This is a genomic window from Shewanella sp. ECSMB14101 (genome assembly GCF_000773485.1).
Classification (GTDB): domain Bacteria; phylum Pseudomonadota; class Gammaproteobacteria; order Enterobacterales; family Shewanellaceae; genus Shewanella; species Shewanella marisflavi.
The window spans coordinates 37,937-54,543 of the sequence record NZ_JSFF01000002.1 but is presented as its reverse complement, the minus strand read 5'-3'; the positions used below and the strand labels follow the sequence as shown (position 1 = coordinate 54,543).

Below are 16,607 nucleotides of genomic sequence, written 5' to 3'. Positions count from 1 at the left end.
TGGGTACTCTTGATATTCCCTTGAAATCATAAGCTTATTATTTTTTAATGCATTTATATGCGCACTAGGTATAACAAACGAAGACAAAGAAATACGTACCTTTATGTAACATTTAAGCTACATCAAGCCTCCTTAACAAAGCTTAAACCCAGGCAGGCAAGTACTAGGTCAGACACAGGCCAGCGGCGACAGCGGCGACAGCGGCAGTGATAACGACCAGCTTTATAGTAAAGCCAGTGTCTATCACCAAAAAGGTAAGCGAAATACAGTTATATCAACCTTATTGTAAAAATGATCACCACAATCCTGCCCCAGACATCTCCCTCACGTCCGGTGCCAACTGGCTAACTTGTATCTTTTTGTTACGAACAAGTTATCAGGCTTTCAGCACAATCGCCCACTCTATTGCTGTTAGAGGGTGAGTAACAATCCCATACAACTGTGACCCAAACCGCAGTTTTTTTAACCGTTTCCTGCTACAAGTGAAAGTTATCAACTGGTTAATATTTAATCGGAAGATCTATTATTTATGCCTCTATTACAGGCTGGCAGATAGACGTCATTGCTAAGGATATCGCTATGCTGAAAAAAGTAAGCCGACTCGATTATTTTACGCTACAAGTGTTTATCGGACTGGTTGAGCTTAAGAGCGGCAGTGCGGTGGCCGAGCGGCTGCGCACCACCCAGTCGAAGGTGAGCCGCAGTCTCACCTGTCTGCGTGAGGTGCTGGAAGATGAGCTCTTTATTCGCCAGCAGTATGGCTTCGAGCCCAACCAGGTCGCCTTAACCATCTACCCTATGGTGCAGACCATAGTGGAGCAGTTCGACAAGATAGTAGCCGCCACCATAGACAAAGGCGCAGAGCCCTATCAGCTGAGCGTCGCCACCTATGAACAGTGGTCCCTGATGGCGATGAACTGCGTCCACAATACCTGTCACTGTATCGAGGGCGGCGTCAGCATCAATATTCAGCCTTGGACCGATAAGATCAATCAACGCCTGTGTCAGGGTAAGGTAGATTGCAGCATCTCCACCGAGCCTATCGACCACCCCATGATCAATAACTATAAACTGGGAGATATCACCCACTTCTTTATCGTGACAAGACGCGGACACCCACTGCTAAGCAGCACAGATCCCATGACAGAGCTGTTCAATTATCATATCGCTCTGGTTAACACTCACCTTCAGGAGCAAGAGCCCCATCCTATAGAGCGCTACGCAAGATCCAAGAAAATCGATATTCACGTGGCCCTCAAGAGCCCCAGTTTGCGTATGTTAGTGGATCATGTCAGTCACAGTAACGATGTCGCCCTACTCTCCTCGGCGATGTCGATGACCTATTTCGAGAATCGTGATGATGTGGACTACCTGGATGTGTCTAAGATCTGGTTACAAACCAGTGGATTAGAGAAGGAAAGCTATTATCTGCACTGTCACAAAAGCATTAAACCTGAGCTGGTCAACTGTCTACGTAATCTACTCACAAAGAAACTCAATGAGATGCAAGCTCACTGCGACGAGGCTGCTCAGGAACGAATCGCAAACCCAGCCTAAAACGCCAAGACTAGTGCACGCTCTGATTGATCAACAGCCTGATCTCTTGCTTTAACCAGTCAAGGTGGGCGCAGCTATGCTGCTTGGCGCTCAGCAGATACAGCCTGGGGTAGGCTTGATCCCGATACAGGCGCTCAGTGTCATTGGCCGACAGGCAGCAAACATGCAGACCGGGAAGCAGATCGCTCTGTTCATACACCTTGTTATAGGGCAGTAGACTCACTGTTTTGTCGTCAGAGAGATAGCGAAACAGCTGATGAAACCCCAAGCCCTCCTGCCCCAAATCCGTGGGCGCCAGATGACAGGCCAGTTTATGCTGCCGACAGTAGCGCAGGAAAGGATCCGGCGACTGCTTATCTATCTGGCTAAAGGCACTCAGATAGGGATAGGCCGCGATATTATCCAGGCTGATCTCCTGATGCAAAATAGGATGATTGAGGGAGCAGAGCAGATACAGATGGGTTAACTGCTTAAGAGGCTCAACTTCAAGGCGCGGGTCTTGTAACCCCTCGGCCGACGACTCGCTAAGGATCGCGAGATCCACCAACCCCTGAGTCAGATCTTCAATAATGTCGGATGAACCAGAACGTAACTCATAGCTGATGGGCAGCTGCGCCTCGCTGATGGCGCCACTCAAGCGCTGGGGCAGATGAGCGATCAGCAGATCGCTCACATAGATCACCATGTTGTGACTAGCAGCCATGCCATGGCACAGCTCCAATTGATGCAACTGCTCGCCACACTGCACTAGGGCTTTCACTAGGGGATAGAGTTGGCGGGTAAACTCATTGGGCTCCAGGCCATGCTTCTTCCGAATAAAGAGGGGATCGTTAAAGATCATCCTGGCATGTTGCAAGCAGCGACTCACTTTAGGCGCTGGTATATTCATCTCCATAGCAACCGAAGAGGCAGAATGCTTTTCATACAAATTAACTAATATATTAGCACTAAGCATATCTAAACTATCTAGAGTCATATTTTTCATTTCAAAATACCTCTCCCGACAATGAATATACCCATTCAGAGTATAGTAAATATAATTACCCTGACAATGAATTTATTAAAACTTAATAAAACAAATAAAATAGATCTTGATCATATTTCTAAATTTCAATCATTTACATGACGCTCGCAAAACACTATTTTTTATAAAAATTAAATCCAAACCCGCTTAGAAACACAGATATCCAATAATTAAAAAACACATATCCAAGTATTGATTATCTGTAATTTGAAATAACCAAAAACAAGTATCTGACCCAGCCCTAAATTTTAATAATCCGATTTCAATAGTTATTGTAAATATCCCGCATAACGTAATAATTAAGTGGAGAGTTAAAAATGAAAAAAACCTTGGAGGTTTATCATGAACACCACCGCTACCGTTATTTTAAGCTATGCGTTTATGTACTTTGTTTTGTTCATCATTTGTCCTCTCGTCATCGTGACCTTTGTCATGACGTGTATTAAGTTCTTTAGATCAAATGAGGCACAGTTGGTCGATGCCGCCGTGAGCATCAAGCCACATTTGCTCGACAAAGAATCTATGCAGTTTCTCAAAGGCCTGAAGGCTATCGCCGCAAATCGCTACGATATTCTATATGGGGCATCACTGGTGAATGTAGTCGACATAGATGATTCAATCAAAAACCATGATGAGGTGCAGGAATTTATGGATCACTGCCACCTTGATTATGTGGTCGTCGACAACGAATCTTCTGCAGTCAAACTCGTCGTGAGCGACCCTGCAGCCAGCTCTCCCGAGCAGATGAAGTTTGTCGAAAAATGTTTGGATTACATAGGGGTTCAGTTGATCAAACTGGACAAAGACAAGCATTGTGACGAAGCCCTGCTGCGCACAGCACTCGCCGCATGATTGAGGTTCAGTCATACCAACCCCGCTAGATGAGCGTCAAACCGACCACTTGGCGCTCCTCATTCGCCCGAACTCATGCTCACTGAGGTGTAAGGATGCATTATGTATCGAATTACCCCTTGCACTGCCGTGCTGCTGGTCAGCGCCTTAGCACTTGGGCTTGCCGGCCTTATGTCGGCCCCCACCTTCGCCGCCGACGAGCAAGCAAGCCGCAGCTGCATCAAATGTCACAAACGTAATGGCAAACTCGAGGGCATACATGCCAGCCCAGGCCTAGCCATTCTCTGCCAAGACTGTCACGGCCCTAAGGGCACGCACCCGAAAAAAGGGTCGACACTCAACACCTTTGGCCCAGATAGTTCACTAACCGCCGAGCAACGCACAGGGATCTGCCTAAGCTGCCATGATCATCAGGCACTAGGCGAGGTCGAGTGGACGCACAATGTGCATGCTAATCGCCTGAGCTGTGATAGCTGCCATAAACTGCACCCCGAAAGCGATCCTATGTTGTCCCTGAGTAAGCAACAACATAGTCAGCTCTGCGTCAGTTGCCATAAGGTCAAACAATAGGAGGCCTGTGATGCAAGTATCTAAACGTCAATTTCTCAAGGGTGTTGGCGCCTTGCTGGCGGGAGCCTCTGTTTATGGCGTCACCCGCTCGCCCCAGGCCGACTCCACTCAGGCAACTGAGCCGACGCCTGAGATCAAATATGCCATGGTGCATGACGAAAACGCCTGCATCGGCTGCAACGCCTGCGTGGATGCCTGTCGCGAAGTCAACCATGTTCCCGAAGGCGTGACCCGGGTGAAAATAGAGCGTAGTGGTCCCTTTGGCGAATACCCAGAGCAAAGCTATCGCTTCAGCCGCATCTCTTGCCAGCACTGCGAAGCCGCTCCGTGTGTCAGAGTATGCCCAACTGGCGCCGCCTATATCGATAAGGAGACGGGCATAGTCGCGGTCAATAGCGACCGCTGCGTCGGCTGCCAATATTGCCTTGCCGCCTGCCCCTATCAGGTCAGGTTTATCAACCCCGAGACCCGCACCGCCGACAAATGCGATTTCTGTCAGCAGAGCCGCTTGTCTCAGGGCTTGCAACCCGCCTGTGTTGAGGCCTGCCCCACCAAGGCTCTGACCTTTGGCAACCTCAAAGATCCCGACTCGGATCTGGTGAAACTGCTTAAGCGTAAACCCAGCTACCGTGCCAAGGTGGATCTGGGCACCCGACCTAAGCTGTTCCATATTCAAACCATAGATGGGGAGATAATGCTATGAGTGCTTTTCATTTCGAAGGCCTGGTATGGCATTGGCCAATCGCCATTTACCTGTTTCTGGCCGGACTCTCTGCGGGGGCGGTATTTTTCGCCATTATGCTGAAACACTTTAAGCTGGCCCATGAGGCCTGGCATTCGCCCTTTGTACAGGCGGCGGCCATCATTGCCCCGCTAGCTGTATTTGGCGGCTTGGGGATCTTAGTGTTCGATCTCACCCGCCCCTTGGACTTTTGGAAGATATTGGTGTTCTACAACACCACCTCTGTGATGTCCATGGGCGTGCTGGTGCTGATGGCTTACCAGCTGGTACTGTTTGCCTGGATCGCCTGCGTATTCCAGCGCAGGATCTCCCTGCTGCTTGGACAGAGGTTTAGCCTGGCCAATAAACTCTTGACCTGGCTGGTGCGCCAAGAGGCCGCGATTACAGGTATCTTGGTGATCCTCGCCATCTCCTTGGGTGCCTACACTGGCTTTTTGCTGTCGGCGTTAATCGGCTTCCCGCTGCTGAATAACCCGGTATTGCCCTTGCTGTTTTTGGTCTCAGGTCTCTCTTCTGGTGCGGCAGCCACCCTACTGGGCGGCGTGCTACTCAGAGGCAACCCCAATGGGGTCGAGGTGCGCTTTATTCACGGCATAGAGATCCCGCTGATCTTAGTCGAGATAGGCCTGTTGTTTACCTTCTTTGCCGGCTTAATCCTCTCGGGCGGTCAGAGCCAGGTCGCGGCAATCAACGCATTAGGCTTTGGCTTCTGGGGCTGGATATTCTGGGCCGGGGTGATAGGAATCGGCCTTACCCTGCCGCTGGCCTTCAACCTGTGGATGAAGGTTTCGGCGGATCGTAAATTTGCCTATGTGGCGGTAACCGCCAGCTTCAGTTTGATAGGGGTGTTCTTGCTGCGCAACTTTATCCTCTATACCGGCCAGATGACGGGAGTCTAATCCTTACTGGCCACTCACTCGAGGGGCGTCCTTGCTACTGATAAGCTGCAGCGGCGCCCCGTCACTTAAGTAAGCCTCATCCACCTGATCCAAGTTGTTATAGCGGATCATCTCGCGAATACCATCGATATAGTCCTGCCCCCGCTCTGAATACTTGTCCAGGGTTCCGGCCAGCACCAGACCAGAAATAGGCTTATTGCCAGCCCGTAGCTCCGCTCTCAGTGCCCGTAACTTTTGATAAGCATCGTGAGTATTCAGGTTTAGCAGATAGCCCTCTACCGAGGCCAATGGCGTATCAAAACGGGCCAGGCCATAGTTGCCCAGCTCCTTACGTTGTTCCTTTGGTTTCATTCCCTTACCGCTAAAGTCCCACTGACCGAAGAAGGCGTTACCCTCGACGGTAAAGCGTGAAGTGGCCCAGCCACTCTCTTTAGCCGCCTGCGCAAGCACCAAGGAGGGCGGCATAATATCCACCCTAATCAGCAGTTGTTGGCGCTCCTGCTCACTAAGCTGAGTAACTGTGTCATCGGCTAAGCGATATTTACGCGCCAGGGTCAGTAGCTCTGGGTCATCCAGCGCCGCCAACGCAATGGTTTGCCGTTCCAATAAGATCTGTTCATTAGCCACTAAGATCAACGGCGCCATCAGCCGAAAGAAGACTTTCTTCTTAAGCTGAACGGGGATCTGCGATGAGGTTTGCTGCCATCGCTCACTGACAGCCTTAAAGGTGAGCCTGGGCACTTCACGATTACCTGCCCGCCAGCTGGCATCGTTATAGTCCAAGCGATTAAACAGCTCCATGAGCTCATCAAGCGAGTCAATCTCCACATCCTCAGGCGTCTTGGTTGGCCGCGTCTTAGACACTGTCGTAAAGCTGGTTTGGGCCTGCTGACTATCCACTTGAGTAGCAAGCTCTTTGGCCGCAACCGGGCGATACCATAAGGTCCACACCATAATCATAGAGGTGAAGATAAATAATATAGGCTGGGTTATTTTTTGGGGGCGGCTAGCAATGGACATAGCGTCTCCTCAGGCACATAAAAGGATAGGCGACAGTCGCCTCACATCTACTCCCTACTCTAGTCTATCCTTGGGCCAGAGTCTCTAAGCCAGCATTTCGACGGCAATATTTCGCTGCAAGCCGATTATCGTAATTAGGAAAACTAAAGACCAAATGCCACAGCGCTCGACCCATACTTATGGTTAACCAAGGAAAAACCAGCCACCCAGCAGTCATTTTTTGCTTAAGAGGTAATAAGTTAAGTCAAAGCGCAATTAAAACCACTATGCCCACTGATACCAAACCTTTGGCAAGCCAAGCCCCTATCCCGCTCCCCCCTTGACGCGCAACAAAAGTAGCAAAATGTACCATGTTGTTTAGACAGTTGTTTCAATACCCAATAGTGGTTAACTTATGCCTGATAAATGTAAAGGAGATCTCCCCAGATGGAGCCGAATGAGCAGCCATCCATTAGCCAACTGGAAGCCGAAATTGCGGCGCTTAAGCGCGAGAATGCCAAGCTTAAACTACTCAACGATCGCGCCGAAGAAAAACTCTTCGCGGCACTGGACGGCAACCGCCTCTGCCTGTGGGAGCAGCATATTCCCAGCGGCAACCTGACCATATTTAATATGCGTTGGGGTGAATTGCTGGGTTTTAGCCGAGAAGAGTTGGCGGCCCACGTGGATAGCTGGAAACAGAACCTGCATCCGGATGACAAAGAGTGGGTGATCAAAGCCTTCGAAGATCATGTTGCAGGCAAGTCTGATTACTATCAGGCGGTGCACCGCATGATCCACAAAGACGGCTCTGTTACCTGGGTATCAGATCGTGGCCGTATCGTCGAGCGTAAGGCCGATGGCACGCCACTGCGCATGATGGGCACTCACATGGATATCACCCAGGAGAAACGCTATGAGCAGGAGCTATCTGAGCTGGCCCATTGCGATCCCCTCACCAATCTATGCAATCGTCAGGCGATCACCCAGGCCTTCGAGCAGCAATACCAACACACTCAAGGCAGCCTGTTCTTCATCGACCTCGACGGCTTTAAAGAGCTGAATGATAAGCTGGGGCACAAGTTTGGCGACCTGCTGTTGATCCATGTGGCCAATACCCTCAGAGGCGTGATCGGCACTCAGGCCCATATTGCCCGCTTAGGCGGTGATGAGTTTTTGATCTTACATCCAAGCCAGGATCTTTCCTTACTCGCCGATCGAGCCCAGGCACTGCTTGATGTCTACCGCCAGCCGATCATCTTAGAAAATACCGAGATAAAACTTGGTCTTAGCATAGGTATCTACTGCTTCGCCCCAAGCGATGACTTTGCCAGCGCCTGCGAACTGGCCGATGCCGCCATGTATAAAGTTAAGGCCCAGGGCAAGCACGACTACCAATTCTGGCGAGCGGAATAAGCGACAGCCCTTGTGCAATAGGGTCAGATATTCTTAATCGCCTACACTGAAACCTAGCCTAAATTGTGATAGCATCCAGCCCAAATTTTCCGCGCGACAGCGAACGAGTGCGCCAAGCGATATGTCAATCACGCCATTGACCCACGATTAAAGGAAGCCACTGTGAGCGAACTTGAAACCCGTCTTAATAAATACATCAGTGAGAGTGGCATCTGTTCACGTCGAGAGGCTGATCGCTATATCGAACAGGGCAATGTTTTCATTAATGGCAAGCGTGCCAAGATTGGTGACACCGTCAGCTATGGTGATAAGGTCAAAGTTAACGGCCGAGATATCGAACCCAGAGATGCCGCCGATCTGGTCTTTATTGCCCTAAACAAACCCGTTGGTATCGTGAGTACCACCGAAGCCAGCGAACGCGATAATATTGTAGACTTCGTCAATCACAGTGAACGCATCTTCCCTATCGGCCGCCTGGATAAAGACTCTCAAGGCCTTATCTTCCTCACCAACAACGGCGATCTGGTCAACAAGATATTGCGCGCAGGCAACAACCACGACAAAGAGTATTTAGTCACGGTCAATAAGCCGATCACCGAGGCTTTTCTTACCGGTATGCGCGCGGGTGTACCTATGCTCGGTGTTATCACCAAGAAGTGTAAGGTCGAACAAGTTTCCACTTTTGTATTTAAAATAGTCTTGGTGCAAGGCCTTAACCGCCAGATCCGTCGTATGTGTGAACACTTCAACTTTGAAGTGACCAAACTAGAGCGTCAGAGCATCATGAATGTGTCGCTCAAGGGACTCCCCATAGGCGAATGGCGCGATCTTGACGAAGAGGAGCTAGCCACCCTGTTTAAGCTCATCGAAAACTCCTCGTCAGAAGACAAGAAAACCACCAAGGCCAAGACAAACAAGAAGCCAGCCAAGAAAAAGCCCAACCAATCGTTACGCGAAAAAATTGAAGGGCCTGAGCACTTTATGCAAAACCATGGCGGCCGCAAGAAAAAACCTGCCGGCACCAGTCGCGGTAAGCCCAATGCCAGACGCCCCAAACGCTAACCCCAATCACAAGGCAGCCTTAAGGCTGCCTTGTGATTTAAGCAGTAAATCACCTCAGTTAAACGACCAACCTCTTCACCTCAAAGGCTATTGCCTCAACTCGCCGTCACTGCACCAAAGTCAGCCACGCTGGCACCAAGTTGGTGAGCCCTGTGCGCCAGATCACATCTTCCAGTAATAGTGCAGACCACAAAATAGCATTAAATATCATAAACTTGATTAAATAATAAAAAGTTGGCACGGAACTTACATACTACTTAATAGGTAGTCATTGGGCAGGGCAGTTTTACCAGCAGTACGGTGAGACAAAGACCCGTCCATAAGGAGCAGAAGATGAAACCTTGGTTAAAAACGGTCAGCCTATTTGATGAGTGGCAATTCCTCTTCCACCTCGGCGTTAGCCAGTGGGATGTCGACTAATCAGACAACCGCTTTCCCCCAAATTCATCAATAAGGAGTCGCAGATGAGTACAGTAGCGAAAAGTATCACACCAAAGATGGCAGAGCGCATCGTCACCGAAGTGAAAATGAACAATTGCCTGCTCTCTGAGGTCGCCAAACAATTTGGCGTTTCCACCAAGACAGTTTATCAACTCGTCAGACAGAGTGAGCAACAGGGTGGACGTGTCGGCGTACTGCGCGCCGAAATAGACAAGTTAACTTTGCAACTTAATCAACTCATGCGTGAGCTGAAGCTTATCCAGGGATAAATCGGTTCGCCAAGAGCTAAATCGATTCGCCAATAGCTAGGGAAGGCAGTAAAACAAAATGGAAATAGAATAAGTGGTCTGCAGGAAGCATGCGATTTTAGGTTAGAGGGCAGCATAAATAATAGCCTAAGTCGAGGGCCAGAGACCTAACGACGGGCCAGAATCGCAAAACCATTTAAAAGAGGTGTTTTACAGGTGGCACCTCTAGCGCTCCCCCAAAGGCGCTTTTCGCCTGGTGATTGGCAGGATGCTCAATCATCAGGTTTTTTCTTTTGGGATCCAGCCACGCCTTAAATAAAAATTTTTAACCCCTTTTAGATTCAGCATCGTCTATAAGTTCAAACAACGGATTTCTATCTACTGATTTCTACCTATTTTGACGTTTGGAGTATTCGATGAAAAAGACCCTGATTGCGACACTATTTAGCTCACTGGTTTTCACTACCAGCCTGCTTGCCTTGCCTGACGCGGCCGCGGCGGAACTTAACTTTCCCCATATCGAAACCGTGGGCACCAGTGAACTAGTGGTCAAGGCCGACATGGCCGAGCTTACCGTCGAGGTAGTCACTAAGGCTGATACCCCAGCGAAAGCCAAGGCGGGTTCAGACAAAGCGGTTAGCGAATTTCTAAACCGTTTGTCCAAAGCTGGCATCGCCCGGGGCGATATTCAGAGCGCCAACCTTAACCTGCAACCACAACACCTATACGATCCTGAGACCCGCACCAACAAGGAGATTGGTTATCGCGCCAGTCGTCAGGTGACTGTCACCCTAAGAGCATTAGACCAACTCAACGAGTTGCTAGACACGGCGCTCAATGAAGGGATTAACCGTATTCATCAGATCAACTTCAAGTCCAGTAAAGAGGCGCAGATGATAGAGCAGGCCAGACTGATGGCGATCAAGGATGCCCAGCAGAAAGCCGCGGCATTGGCAGAGGGATTTGGCGAGCACCTGGATGGTATCTGGGAGATACGCTATCAGGCACAAGGCTCTGTGCGCCCCATGGTGTATAAGATGAACGCCGCGGCCCAAGGAGACATAGGCGAGAGCTATCAAGAGGCACAAACCAGCATCAGCGATCGCGTCGAGGTTATCTACCGCCTCAAGTGATCGGCCTTAGCCCACCTATCTCTTGGCCCTTAGTAAAGTACAAAAGCAACAAAGGCCCAACCTAAGTTGAGCCTTTGTTTGACTTGATGCTAGCGTAAATCTCGAGGGGGCCTCAAATAGGCCATCACCAACAAAGTTAATCCAGCTAACACAAAGGGCACACTGAGCATCTGACCCACGCTGAGGCTCCAATCCAGTGCAAACTCAGCCTGGCGCACTTTGACAAACTCTATCAGGTAACGCGCCCCAAACACTAAGGCCAGGAACAAACCTACCAGCGCCCCCTCTCTGCGTTTCATCTCGGTATAACGATAGAGCAGCCACAGGGTGATAAAGATAACCAGATAAGCTAAGGCCTCATATAACTGCGCAGGATGGCGCGGCACCATATCGATTCGCTCAAAGATGATCCCCCAAGGCTTGTCGGTTGCGACGCCGAGAATCTCTGAGTTAGCCAGATTACCTAAACGGACGAAGACACAGAAAATGCCGGTTGCGATCGCCAAACGATCAAGCAGGAAAAGAAACGGAAGCTTCACTTTAAGCTTGTAGTAGTACATGGCCAGCACCACACCCACAGTACCACCGTGGCTCGCCAGTCCGCCTTCCCAGATCGCCAGGATCTTTGCCGGATGGGCAAAATAGTATCCAGGATCATAAAACAGAACATGTCCTAAGCGCGCACCGAGCACTATGCCCACCACGCAATAAATCAAAAGATTATCCAGTGACTCCACATCGAGTCCTTCACGGACATAAATATGCTTAATCACCTGAAAACCACTGGCGATCGCCGTGGCAAATAACACGCCGTACCAGTGTATGGTTAGCCCCATGAAAGAGACCATCACTGGGTCCATATTCCAAATAAAGTGATCCAAAAACCTAAGCTCCCTAGCTTGAGGCCGACAGGCCTAATGAAACATCTCTGCTGACAGGCAGTTTTACGCGCTTCGACTTGCTTATTCAAGGTCTTGAGGCAATTTTCAGCACACAGACACAAAAAAGCCTGCACCATAGGGTGCAGGCTTTACATCAATAGGCTTGTCGCTTGCTAGCTTAATCCGCCAGAGAGGTAAATAGAGTGTTGAACTTAGCAAGCCCCTCGGCCATCACTTCATCGCTAATGGTGAGCGCCGGCAGGAAACGGATCACGTTACCGTAGAAACCACAGGCCAGTAGCACCAGCCCATGCTCGGCGGCATTGGCGATAATCGCCTGGGTCAAGGCAGTATTTGGCTGTTCACTGTCACCATCGATCACTAACTCCATGGCGATCATCGCCCCTTGGTTACGCACCTCGCCAATGATCTGAGGATATTGCTCCTTGAGGGCACATAGTGCCTGATTAAAGGTGTCGCCTATCTTGACCGCACGCTCTACCAGCTGCTCCTCTTTCATCACCTCGAGTACCGCCAACGCCGCCACGCAGCCTACCGGCGAGCCACCATAGGTGCCGCCCAAACCGCCCGGCAGTGGCGCGTCCATGATCTCGCTCTTACCGACCACGGCCGCCAGAGGGAAGCCACCAGCGATCCCTTTGGCCATAGTCATCAGATCTGGCTCGACACCTGCGTGCTCGCAGCTAAACATCTTACCAGTACGGCCAAAACCAGTCTGGATCTCATCCATCACCAGCACGATACCGTGCTTGTCACACAAGGCTCTGAGCGCCTGTAAAAACTCAGGCGGCGCCGCATAGAACCCACCCTCGCCCTGCACTGGCTCGACAATGATGGCTGCCACATCGCAAGGGGCAATATCCACCTTAAACAGGTTCTCTATCGCCTTGAGGGAATCTTTAACGCTCACGCCATGCAGCGCCATAGGATAAGGCGCGTGGAAGATATCGCCGGCAAAGGGGCCAAACTGATGCTTATAGGGCGTGATCTTGCCCGTCAGCGCCATGGTCAGGTTAGTGCGGCCATGAAAGCCACCATTGAAGGCGATAACACCGCGACGCCCGGTGTGGGCCCTGGCGATCTTGATACAGTTTTCCACCGCCTCGGCGCCCGTGGTGACAAAGATGGTCTTCTTCTGGCTGTCTCCCGGGGCTAACTGATTAAGCTGCTCCGCCAGCGCTACCGCCGACTCATAAGGGTTGACCATGACACAGGTATGGCTAAAGTTATCCAGCTGCGCCTTGACCGCCGCCACCACTTTAGGATGACTGTGGCCCGTATTACACACGGCGATCCCGGTACCGAAGTCGATATAGCGCTTCCCCTCGACATCCCATAGCTCGGCGTTTGATGCTCGCTCCACATAGACAGGATAGGCATTGCCCTGTCCTCTGGCGATAGCCTGTGTCTTACGCGCCTGTAATTCTGCGTTACTCATTGTCTCAATCCTTATGCTTACTTATCCAGGCCACCAAGGCACAGGTACTTAATTTCTAAATAATCGTCCAGGCCATACTTAGAGCCTTCGCGACCGTTACCCGATTGCTTCACCCCGCCAAAAGGCGCGGCGGCATTAGAGATGATCCCCTCGTTGACCCCGACCATGCCATATTCCAGCCCCTCGGCGACGCGGAAGATACGGCCGATATCACGGGCATAGAAATAGGCGGCCAGGCCATACTCAGTATCGTTGGCCATGGCGAGCACCTCCTCCTCACTATCGAAGCTGATGATAGGCGTCACAGGACCGAAGATCTCGTTACGGGCCAAAGGCATCTCGTTAGTCACATTGGTGACGATAACCGGCGACAGAAAGCTTTCACCCAGTTCACTTGGCTGACCGCCGGTGACCAGGCTCGCGCCACTGGCCAGGGTGTCATCCACCAGCTTAAGCACGTTTTGCACAGCATCTTTGGAGATCATAGGGCCAACGGTCACCCCATCACCCAGGCCATCGCCCACCTTGAGGTTCGCCACCGCGGCGGTGAACTTTTCGGTAAAGGCCTGCTCGATCCCTTTCTGCACAAAGATACGGTTGGTACAGACACAGGTTTGCCCCGCGTTGCGATACTTGGAGATCAAGGCGCCCTGCACCGCGGCGTCGATGTCGGCATCATCAAACACGATAAAGGGCGCATTGCCCCCCAGCTCCATGGAGACCTTCTTCACGCTGGTCGCGCACTGAGCCAGCAAGATCTTGCCCACAGCAGTAGAGCCGGTGAAGGTAAACTTGGCCACATCGGGATGCTGAGTCAGCACCTTGCCCATGCCCACGGCATCTTCACCCACAACAATGTTAAATACCCCGGCAGGGATACCCGCACGCTCGGCCAACTCGGCCATCGCCAAAGCAGACAAAGGGGTGAGCGGTGACGGACGCGCCACAAAGGTACAGCCAGCCCCGAGCGCTGCAGCCGCCTTACGGGCGATCATGGCGTTCGGGAAATTCCAGGGCGTAATAGAGGCCACCACGCCCACAGGCTGTTTTAGCACTAAGATACGCTTGTCATTGGCGGGAGCCGGAATGGTATCGCCGTAGACACGCTTGCCCTCCTCGGCAAACCAGTCGATAAAGGCGGCGCCATAGGCGATCTCCCCCTTAGCCTCCGCCAGTGGCTTACCCTGCTCCAGCGTTAACAGGCGACCCAGATCTTCTTGATGCTCCATCATCAGGTTAAACCATTTACGCATCAAGGCGGCGCGCTCGTTCGCCGAACGTTTAGACCAGTCCGGCAATGCCCGCTTGGCAGCCAGAATAGCGGCCTCGGTATCTTGGCAGCTAGCATCGCTCACCTGGGCGATCACTTGCTGAGTGGCCGGGTTCACCACGTCGAACTGCTGGTCACTCGATCTCCATTGGCCATCAATATAAGAGGCGAGCTTGATTAACTGAGTATCTTTAATTCCCTGCATAACAATTTCCTGCGTAAATAGTCCGAATCGAAAAGGGTAAGCCGATAAGCGCTCATTTCCCTATTGAATAGCAAAAGTAACTCAGGTTAAATACCAAATATTCAACGCAAAGTTTTAAGGCTGTAAAACTTATGAGCAAACAGTCCATCATCCCCAAAGCCATTACCGAGTACGATCTGCGTCTGCTACGTATCTTTCGCACTGTTGTCGAGCACGGTGGCTTTGCCGCGGCAGAGAACGAACTCGGAGTCACCCGCTCCACCATCAGCGTACATATGTCTAACCTCGAGAGTCGCATGAAGCTTAAGCTCTGTAGCCGGGGACGAGGTGGTTTCGCCCTCACGGAGGCGGGGCAAGCTGTGTATCATGCCTGTATCGAACTCTTCGATTCCCTCAACGACTTTTCTATGTTTGTTAATAATTTAGGAGAGGAGTTAATCGGCGAACTGGTGATCCTTTGCGCCGACCAATTAGACCATGGCATGCAACAGAAACTCGCCGAGGTGATCGCCTACATTCATGAGCGTCAACCCCAGTTACATCTAATCTTAGACGGCGAGGCGCTGCACCAGATAGAAAAATCCCTGCTACAGGATAAGGCCCACGTAGGCTTGTTACCCAGCTATCAACAGATCCAGGGACTCAACTACCAAACCATCTTCAGCGAGCCAATCTACCTCTGTTGCAGCGCCAAGCACCCCTACTTTCACCTCAGCGACGAGGAGATCAGCGCCGAAATGCTGGCCAAGACCCCCTCTATCCATCCTGGGGTAGATATCGACCCCGAAGGCAGAGAGCAGTTAAAGCGGCTAAACCTATCGGCCAAAGCGTATCAGTTTGATACTCGTAAAACCTTAATTTTATCGGGATGCTATATAGGTTATCTGCCCCTGAGTTATATCCAACAAGAACTAAAGACCAAACAGATAAAGATCATTCATGGCGAGGCGGCCAGCTATCGATTTAATCTGTCGATGGTCGTTAAGCAGTCGGCACGGGAGAGCGCCAAGGTAGAGCTACTCACCCAGGCCTTCAATGAGGTATTTGGCCTGGATGGGCAACGAGGCTAGGGCGAATAGATGGGCTAAAACTTCTCCAGCAGCGACTCATTGAAATCTTGCACTGTAATCTCTAGCCCCAAGGTTTCGATACGCTGCTTAATGCCATCAAGCTCCTTATCGACCTCGTTAAGAGTCAGGGTATTGTCATCCAACAGATAGACCAGCTTCTGGCTGGTAAAATAGAAGAGTAATAGGGTGAGCGCAGAGGGATCATTAGCCTCGCTCGCCTGTTTTATCGCCTTATATTTTCGATAGATACGGTTTTGTAACGCCTTGAGACGTGACACATAATAGATCTCACAAAAATAGTCGCGATGACGCTGTGAATACAGCCCTCCGGCGCACAGTGCAAATGCGAGCAACACACCGAAAAAATTTAGGTGCAGGTTACCGGTCGACTCGCCACTCACCACCTCCTGATGACCAAAAAGTGCAATCAACAGCTGGCCAAATACCAAAGACAAGAGTGCCAAACTGGCGATAAATACCGCAATCACACGGTTTAAATGTTGGCGATATCGAACCTTATTCACCTCAATTAATTTCATTCTTCTCAATTTCCACCCTAATAGACATGGGCGCAAGCCTAGCATGAGTCATCACTAAGTGGCAGTTTTAACACGATAAAGAATTTGATCTCTCGACTTAAGCTAGGCAAGTTAAGCAAGAGCCCTACTTAGTTGTTAACAAATACATTAAAGCATTTAACAGCAACCAAACATTTAGCAGTAAAAACATCTAGACGTCTAAATTGACAGACGTCTTTCGATCTCATATCCTCTCACCTA

The 16,607-nt window shown here is 50.6% G+C and carries 16 protein-coding genes; 10 read left to right on the top strand and 6 right to left on the bottom strand.

Going from position 1 to position 16,607, the window contains the following annotated elements; all coding sequences use genetic code 11:
• Positions 1-579 precede the first annotated feature (579 nt).
• Complete coding sequence (locus NY07_RS02745; protein WP_033537830.1) at positions 580-1,557, top strand: LysR family transcriptional regulator; 978 nt, start codon at positions 580-582, stop codon at positions 1,555-1,557.
• A 10-nt stretch (positions 1,558-1,567) separates the two neighbouring features.
• Here the strand turns inward: NY07_RS02745 and NY07_RS02740 are convergent, their stop codons facing one another.
• Entirely contained in the window at positions 1,568-2,542 is a 975-nt protein-coding gene (locus tag NY07_RS02740; RefSeq protein ID WP_033537829.1) for a LysR family transcriptional regulator, read from the bottom strand.
• Between the two features lie 471 nt (positions 2,543-3,013).
• Between NY07_RS02740 and NY07_RS02735 the strand changes: the two genes are divergently transcribed.
• The 4 genes from NY07_RS02735 to nrfD all read left to right on the top strand — a co-directional run bounded on the left by NY07_RS02735 (position 3,014) and on the right by nrfD (position 5,644).
• Complete coding sequence (locus NY07_RS02735) at positions 3,014-3,433, top strand: DUF2726 domain-containing protein (protein ID WP_232479457.1); 420 nt, start codon at positions 3,014-3,016, stop codon at positions 3,431-3,433.
• Positions 3,434-3,535: 102 nt separating this feature from the next.
• Positions 3,536-4,003, top strand: a complete 468-nt coding sequence (locus NY07_RS02730) for a cytochrome c3 family protein (RefSeq protein WP_033537827.1) — start codon at positions 3,536-3,538, stop codon at positions 4,001-4,003.
• Between the two features lie 10 nt (positions 4,004-4,013).
• On the top strand, positions 4,014-4,706 hold the full coding sequence (locus NY07_RS02725; RefSeq protein WP_033537826.1) for a 4Fe-4S dicluster domain-containing protein: 693 nt from the start codon (positions 4,014-4,016) through the stop codon (positions 4,704-4,706).
• Complete coding sequence (gene nrfD, locus NY07_RS02720; RefSeq protein WP_033537825.1) at positions 4,703-5,644, top strand: cytochrome c nitrite reductase subunit NrfD; 942 nt, start codon at positions 4,703-4,705, stop codon at positions 5,642-5,644. The genes NY07_RS02725 and nrfD overlap by 4 nt, the downstream gene beginning before the upstream one ends.
• Before the next feature lie 3 nt (positions 5,645-5,647).
• Here the strand turns inward: nrfD and NY07_RS02715 are convergent, their stop codons facing one another.
• Positions 5,648-6,664: a glucosaminidase domain-containing protein gene (locus NY07_RS02715; RefSeq protein WP_033537824.1), complete on the bottom strand. Its 1,017-nt coding sequence runs from the start codon at positions 6,662-6,664 to the stop codon at positions 5,648-5,650.
• 426 nt (positions 6,665-7,090) lie between these two features.
• Here NY07_RS02715 and NY07_RS02710 point away from each other — a divergent pair, with 426 nt between their 5' ends.
• From NY07_RS02710 to NY07_RS02695, 4 genes are all read left to right on the top strand, one after another.
• Positions 7,091-8,059, top strand: coding sequence for a sensor domain-containing diguanylate cyclase (locus tag NY07_RS02710; protein WP_033537823.1), 969 nt, complete (start codon positions 7,091-7,093; stop codon positions 8,057-8,059).
• A gap of 162 nt (positions 8,060-8,221) precedes the next feature.
• Positions 8,222-9,121 (top strand): 23S rRNA pseudouridine(2604) synthase RluF, encoded by a 900-nt coding sequence (gene rluF / locus NY07_RS02705; RefSeq protein WP_033537822.1) that lies wholly within the window; start codon positions 8,222-8,224, stop codon positions 9,119-9,121.
• A 464-nt stretch (positions 9,122-9,585) separates the two neighbouring features.
• Positions 9,586-9,831 (top strand): hypothetical protein, encoded by a 246-nt coding sequence (locus NY07_RS02700; RefSeq protein ID WP_052125459.1) that lies wholly within the window; start codon positions 9,586-9,588, stop codon positions 9,829-9,831.
• Between the two features lie 395 nt (positions 9,832-10,226).
• Positions 10,227-10,943, top strand: a complete 717-nt coding sequence (locus NY07_RS02695; RefSeq protein ID WP_033537821.1) for an oxidative stress defense protein — start codon at positions 10,227-10,229, stop codon at positions 10,941-10,943.
• 89 nt (positions 10,944-11,032) lie between these two features.
• Here NY07_RS02695 and lgt read toward each other — a convergent pair whose 3' ends face one another.
• The 3 genes from lgt to NY07_RS02680 form a co-directional block, all read right to left on the bottom strand.
• Positions 11,033-11,824 (bottom strand): prolipoprotein diacylglyceryl transferase, encoded by a 792-nt coding sequence (gene lgt / locus NY07_RS02690; RefSeq protein ID WP_033537820.1) that lies wholly within the window; start codon positions 11,822-11,824, stop codon positions 11,033-11,035.
• A 178-nt stretch (positions 11,825-12,002) separates the two neighbouring features.
• Complete coding sequence (gene gabT, locus NY07_RS02685) at positions 12,003-13,283, bottom strand: 4-aminobutyrate--2-oxoglutarate transaminase (protein ID WP_033537819.1); 1,281 nt, start codon at positions 13,281-13,283, stop codon at positions 12,003-12,005.
• Between the two features lie 17 nt (positions 13,284-13,300).
• Complete coding sequence (locus NY07_RS02680; protein ID WP_033537818.1) at positions 13,301-14,758, bottom strand: NAD-dependent succinate-semialdehyde dehydrogenase; 1,458 nt, start codon at positions 14,756-14,758, stop codon at positions 13,301-13,303.
• 131 nt (positions 14,759-14,889) lie between these two features.
• Between NY07_RS02680 and NY07_RS02675 the strand changes: the two genes are divergently transcribed.
• Positions 14,890-15,828, top strand: coding sequence for a LysR family transcriptional regulator (locus NY07_RS02675; RefSeq protein ID WP_033537817.1), 939 nt, complete (start codon positions 14,890-14,892; stop codon positions 15,826-15,828).
• A gap of 14 nt (positions 15,829-15,842) precedes the next feature.
• Here the strand turns inward: NY07_RS02675 and NY07_RS02670 are convergent, their stop codons facing one another.
• A complete protein-coding gene (locus tag NY07_RS02670) occupies positions 15,843-16,367 on the bottom strand; it encodes a DUF3087 family protein (protein WP_033537816.1) in 525 nt (174 codons plus the stop codon).
• Positions 16,368-16,607: the final 240 nt, after the last annotated feature.

Excerpts from the sequence above, each read along its gene's own strand:
- NY07_RS02735 (WP_232479457.1), top strand. The coding sequence starts at position 3,014 with ATGACGTGTATTAAGTTCTTTAGATCAAATGAGGCACAGTTGGTCGAT.
- NY07_RS02670 (WP_033537816.1), bottom strand. The coding sequence starts at position 16,367 with ATGAAATTAATTGAGGTGAATAAGGTTCGATATCGCCAACATTTAAAC.
- NY07_RS02680 (WP_033537818.1), bottom strand. The coding sequence starts at position 14,758 with ATGCAGGGAATTAAAGATACTCAGTTAATCAAGCTCGCCTCTTATATT.
- NY07_RS02730 (WP_033537827.1), top strand. The coding sequence starts at position 3,536 with ATGTATCGAATTACCCCTTGCACTGCCGTGCTGCTGGTCAGCGCCTTA.
- NY07_RS02695 (WP_033537821.1), top strand. The coding sequence starts at position 10,227 with ATGAAAAAGACCCTGATTGCGACACTATTTAGCTCACTGGTTTTCACT.
- NY07_RS02700 (WP_052125459.1), top strand. The coding sequence starts at position 9,586 with ATGAGTACAGTAGCGAAAAGTATCACACCAAAGATGGCAGAGCGCATC.
- NY07_RS02740 (WP_033537829.1), bottom strand. The coding sequence starts at position 2,542 with ATGAAAAATATGACTCTAGATAGTTTAGATATGCTTAGTGCTAATATA.
- NY07_RS02715 (WP_033537824.1), bottom strand. The coding sequence starts at position 6,664 with ATGTCCATTGCTAGCCGCCCCCAAAAAATAACCCAGCCTATATTATTT.
- NY07_RS02725 (WP_033537826.1), top strand. The coding sequence starts at position 4,014 with ATGCAAGTATCTAAACGTCAATTTCTCAAGGGTGTTGGCGCCTTGCTG.
- NY07_RS02675 (WP_033537817.1), top strand. The coding sequence starts at position 14,890 with ATGAGCAAACAGTCCATCATCCCCAAAGCCATTACCGAGTACGATCTG.
- nrfD (WP_033537825.1), top strand. The coding sequence starts at position 4,703 with ATGAGTGCTTTTCATTTCGAAGGCCTGGTATGGCATTGGCCAATCGCC.
- gabT (WP_033537819.1), bottom strand. The coding sequence starts at position 13,283 with ATGAGTAACGCAGAATTACAGGCGCGTAAGACACAGGCTATCGCCAGA.
- NY07_RS02710 (WP_033537823.1), top strand. The coding sequence starts at position 7,091 with ATGGAGCCGAATGAGCAGCCATCCATTAGCCAACTGGAAGCCGAAATT.
- NY07_RS02745 (WP_033537830.1), top strand. The coding sequence starts at position 580 with ATGCTGAAAAAAGTAAGCCGACTCGATTATTTTACGCTACAAGTGTTT.